Genomic DNA, 3,910 nt, shown 5'->3' on the forward strand with positions numbered 1-3,910 from the left:
GCATATGACAGAAGCAGATCGGGGTGCACACTTAATTACCAGGAATGAGGAAAGTATACCCTTAAAAGCCCAGGGATGGAATTCCTTTGGGGAAGGGTAATTCAGGCTACTTGTTGTTCGCCTGCATGTCTTTTTCGGTAGATGATCTCCAGGGTGTGGTTAATATCCTGCAATTCGGGAGTGAGAACCGATAGATTTCCACTGACATCCGTCGTCACTTCTTTTGCACAATGAACGCATTTGTACTCTTTGATGTGTTGGGTCACTTTCTTTGACACGGAGTAGTGGTGTCCAAAGATCTGGCAGAATATTCTTTTCATGAAGTAGGTTATTAGGGCGCAAGGTCAGGTTGGGGGAACCTCAACCACGCTATGTTACAACTTTAGTTTGAGCATTCATCATACGGTTTCTCGATTACATTTTAAAAAGGAACGCTCGGCTTCAGGCATTTATTGAGTAAGCCGGGGTATTTTTATCATTTTTTCGATGAACGTAATCATTTGTCCCCTAAGTGTTACGGAATTTATGTCTCCCCCGGATCTCGTTTTTTCTATTATCTTTCAACCATAACTCAATTTTATGAGACAAGTCCGGGAACTCCTGATCACGGCCTTTGCCCTCTTCTCTCTTTTCTTCGGGGCCGGGAATCTCATTCTGCCCCCAATGCTCGGGTTTAAGGCGGGACCCGACTGGTGGCTGGTGGCCCTGGGGTTTGCCGTTTCAGCCGTTTTAATTGCCATCCTGGGGATTCGCGCCCACGCCCGATTGCAGGGTACCATCTTCGATTTTGGAGTCAAGGTCTCCCCCGTATTCAGTCTGGTATACTGCTATATCGTCTATGCGATCTCCATCAGTCTGCCCTCCCCCAGGACGGCATCTGTCACACACGAAATGGCCATTGCCCCCTTTTTTGAGATCAGTTCCCTTACCACCAGTTTCTTCTATTTTGGCCTTGTCCTGATCTTCGCACTCAACCGGAATAAGATCCTGGACATCATCGGAAAACTGATGACCCCGGCCATCCTGTTGATCCTGCTCGCTATCATTGGCTTAATCATTTTTACACGGCCATTCGAATTTGTAGAACCCCTGATTGTCCATCCTTTCAGTTATTCCATTTTGGAGGGCTACCAGACCTTTGATGCCATAGGTGCGGTGGTGGTCGGAGGGGTCATCATTGTCTCCGTCAACCTGAAGGACAGTAAGACCTATGAAGAGAAACGCAAACTGATCGCCAATGCGGGCTGGCTTGCCGCAGGTACCCTGCTGCGGGTCTATTCAGTATTCATGCTCTCGGCGGCGATGATGCAATCAGATTTCGAACCTGACATCAGCAGGACCGCTCTTCTTCAGCAGATGAGCCTTTATGCCTTAGGTCCTGTAGGGCGGGGGCTTTTCTCTGTTCTCGTAGGATTGGCCTGTTTCACCACTGCCGTAGGTGTGGTCACCGGGACAGCGGATTTTGTCAAATCCCGCTTTGGCGATTCCCAAAAGGCTTATGTGATCACCGCCGTGATCGGCAGCCTCCTTGGGGTCCTGATGGGACAATTGGAAGTTGGATATATCATAGATGTGGCACTCCCAGCCCTTATGTTTATCTATCCGATCACCATCGTCCTCATCATCCTCAATGCCCTCCCCGAGCGATGGGCCTCAAGAGGTATTTTTAAAAGCGTGGTCTGGGTAACTGTGCTTTTTAGCATCCCTGACTTCCTGCAAAGTCTCGATCTGGGAATTCCCCTTAAGTCTGTGAATGAGTTTATCCCGCTGAGTGAGTTGCAACTCGGCTGGGTGCTGCCTTCCTTCCTCGCGTTCCTAATTTCCAACGGAAGGAAGTTCTTTAAAAAATAGGGGTTATCAGCCTTAAGATCAGGCCCTGGATTGCATGATGGCCTCTATTTCCTCGGCTTCGATCGGGATGTTCTTCATCAGGTTGAGAGGGGCTCCTTTCTCCTGAATTACCACATCGTCTTCCAGCCTTATGCCAAATCCTTCATCAGGGATATAGATCCCCGGTTCCACAGTAAAGACCATATTGGCCTTCATAGGGGTTTTCAAGGGGCCGTAATCGTGGGTGTCCAGGCCTATATGGTGGCTGGTACCATGCATGAAGTATTTTTTATAGGCAGGCCATTCCTTGTTCTCGTTTTGCACATCAGCCTTGCTGAGCAGGCCCAGGCCCAGGAGTTCGGAGGTCATGATCTTCCCTACCTCCTTGTGGTATTCGGCCCACATCGTCCCGGGGACCAGCATCTTTGTCGCTTCATCCTTCACGCGTAGCACGGCATCGTAGACCTCCCTCTGCCTCTTGGTGAATTTTCCATTCACCGGAATGGTGCGCGTCATGTCGCTGGAGTAATTCGCGTATTCTGCACCTACATCCAGGAGAATGAGATCGCCATCCTTGCACTGCTGGTTATTGACCACATAATGCAGGACATTGGCATTGTTCCCAGATGCGATAATGGGCGTATAGGCAAACCCTTTTGAACGGTTTCTGATGAATTCGTGCAGGAACTCTGCTTCGATCTCGTACTCCCATACCCCGGGCCTGGTGAAGTTGAGGATGCGGCGGAATCCCTTTTCGGTAATGTTGCAGGCCTGTTGCATCAGGGCGATCTCCTGGGGCTCTTTCACCCCTCTTAGTTCCTGCATTACAGGATTGCTTTTGGCCCAGCTGTGGGCGGGAAATTTTTCCTTGCACTTGCGGATAAAGCGGTCTTCGCGCGTCTGGGTCTCCACGGATTGTCTGTAATGCTCGTTTGTATTGAAATAGACAGTGTCGGCCTCGGTCATGAGGTCGAAGAACACCTTGTCAAAGTCCTTGAGCCATTGCACATTCTGGATGCCACTCACAGCAGTGGCCTGCTCCTTCGAAAGCTTTTCCCCTTCCCAGACCGCGATATGATCGTTGGTCTCCCTGACGAAAAGGATCTCCCTTCGCTCTTTGTCCATCGCATCGGGAAATAGCAGAAGGATAGTCTCCTCCTGGTCTGCGCCACTGAGATAAAAAATATCCCTGTGCTGCTCAAAAGGCATGGTGCTGTCTGCACCGATGGGATAGATGTCGTTTGAATTGAATACAGCGATGCTTTTAGGCTTCATTTTAGCCATAAATTTCTCGCGGTTCTTCACAAAGAGTTTTGGGTCGATGGGGTGATATTTCATCGGGATTACATGTTTTTTCAAAAGTAACCATTTGCTTTCAATTCTTTTAGGTGTCGCTTGTCCTACGTCAGTCAAATTCATACCTTCCTAAAATCAAAATTGTTATCTATGAAATGCAAGCTGTTACTGGGTGCTTTGTGCGGAGTTATGATGCTCTACAGCCAGCCTGAAGCTACCTCTTCAAAAAAGGTCATGGAAGGAATTGCCCGCAAAGAAAAGATGGGTGCCGAATCCATCGTCAAGAATATCCCGTTCAAAAATATAGGTCCGACCGTCATGAGCGGTCGGGTAGTAGACATCGACGTGAACCCAAACGACCCCACGGAATTCTACGTAGGATACGCTTCAGGAGGTCTCTGGCATACTGCCAATAACGGTACTTCCTTCACCCCCATCCTGGACAACTCTCCCACGCAAAACGTGGGCGACATTGCCGTGGACTGGAAGAGTGGGACCATATGGGTCGGTACAGGGGAGAATAACAGTTCTCGTTCCTCCTACGCTGGGATTGGCCTTCTGAAATCCACAGACCGTGGCAAAACCTGGCAAAACATGGGATTGGAGGATTCCCATCATATAGGGAGGATCCTCATCAATCCGGACAATATGAATGAAGTGGTGGTAGGCGTCACGGGACACCTGTACTCTGAAAATACGGAAAGAGGGGTGTACAAGACCACAGCTGGAGGGAAGACCTGGAAAAGGACCCTTTTTGTCAATGATGAGACTGGGATTATCGACC

The 3,910-nt window shown here is 49.2% G+C and carries 4 protein-coding genes; 2 read left to right on the plus strand and 2 right to left on the minus strand.

Annotation, left to right across the window (positions count from 1 at the left end; all coding sequences use genetic code 11):
* Nucleotides 1–101 precede the first annotated feature (101 nt).
* Entirely contained in the window at nucleotides 102–320 is a 219-nt protein-coding gene (locus ABYP73_RS11965) for a hypothetical protein (protein ID WP_372945357.1), read from the minus strand.
* A gap of 259 nt (nucleotides 321–579) precedes the next feature.
* On the opposite strand from ABYP73_RS11965, the gene ABYP73_RS11970 reads away from it, so the two are divergent.
* Nucleotides 580–1,851 (plus strand): branched-chain amino acid transport system II carrier protein, encoded by a 1,272-nt coding sequence (locus tag ABYP73_RS11970; protein ID WP_372974479.1) that lies wholly within the window; start codon nucleotides 580–582, stop codon nucleotides 1,849–1,851.
* A gap of 18 nt (nucleotides 1,852–1,869) precedes the next feature.
* Here the strand turns inward: ABYP73_RS11970 and ABYP73_RS11975 are convergent, their stop codons facing one another.
* Nucleotides 1,870–3,168: an aminopeptidase P N-terminal domain-containing protein gene (locus ABYP73_RS11975; protein ID WP_372974481.1), complete on the minus strand. Its 1,299-nt coding sequence runs from the start codon at nucleotides 3,166–3,168 to the stop codon at nucleotides 1,870–1,872.
* 108 nt (nucleotides 3,169–3,276) lie between these two features.
* On the opposite strand from ABYP73_RS11975, the gene ABYP73_RS11980 reads away from it, so the two are divergent.
* Nucleotides 3,277–3,910 (plus strand): WD40/YVTN/BNR-like repeat-containing protein (locus ABYP73_RS11980; RefSeq protein ID WP_372974480.1); only part of this gene is annotated, 634 nt, incomplete at its 3' end.

The sequence above is a fragment of the Muriicola sp. genome (genome assembly GCF_041567615.1).
Lineage (GTDB): Bacteria > Bacteroidota > Bacteroidia > Flavobacteriales > Flavobacteriaceae > Muriicola.

What these genes read in the sequence shown, in the direction of transcription:
- ABYP73_RS11965 (WP_372945357.1), bottom strand. Translation starts at nt 320, where the DNA reads ATGAAAAGAATATTCTGCCAGATCTTTGGACACCACTACTCCGTGTCA.
- ABYP73_RS11970 (WP_372974479.1), top strand. Translation starts at nt 580, where the DNA reads ATGAGACAAGTCCGGGAACTCCTGATCACGGCCTTTGCCCTCTTCTCT.
- ABYP73_RS11975 (WP_372974481.1), bottom strand. Translation starts at nt 3,168, where the DNA reads ATGAAATATCACCCCATCGACCCAAAACTCTTTGTGAAGAACCGCGAG.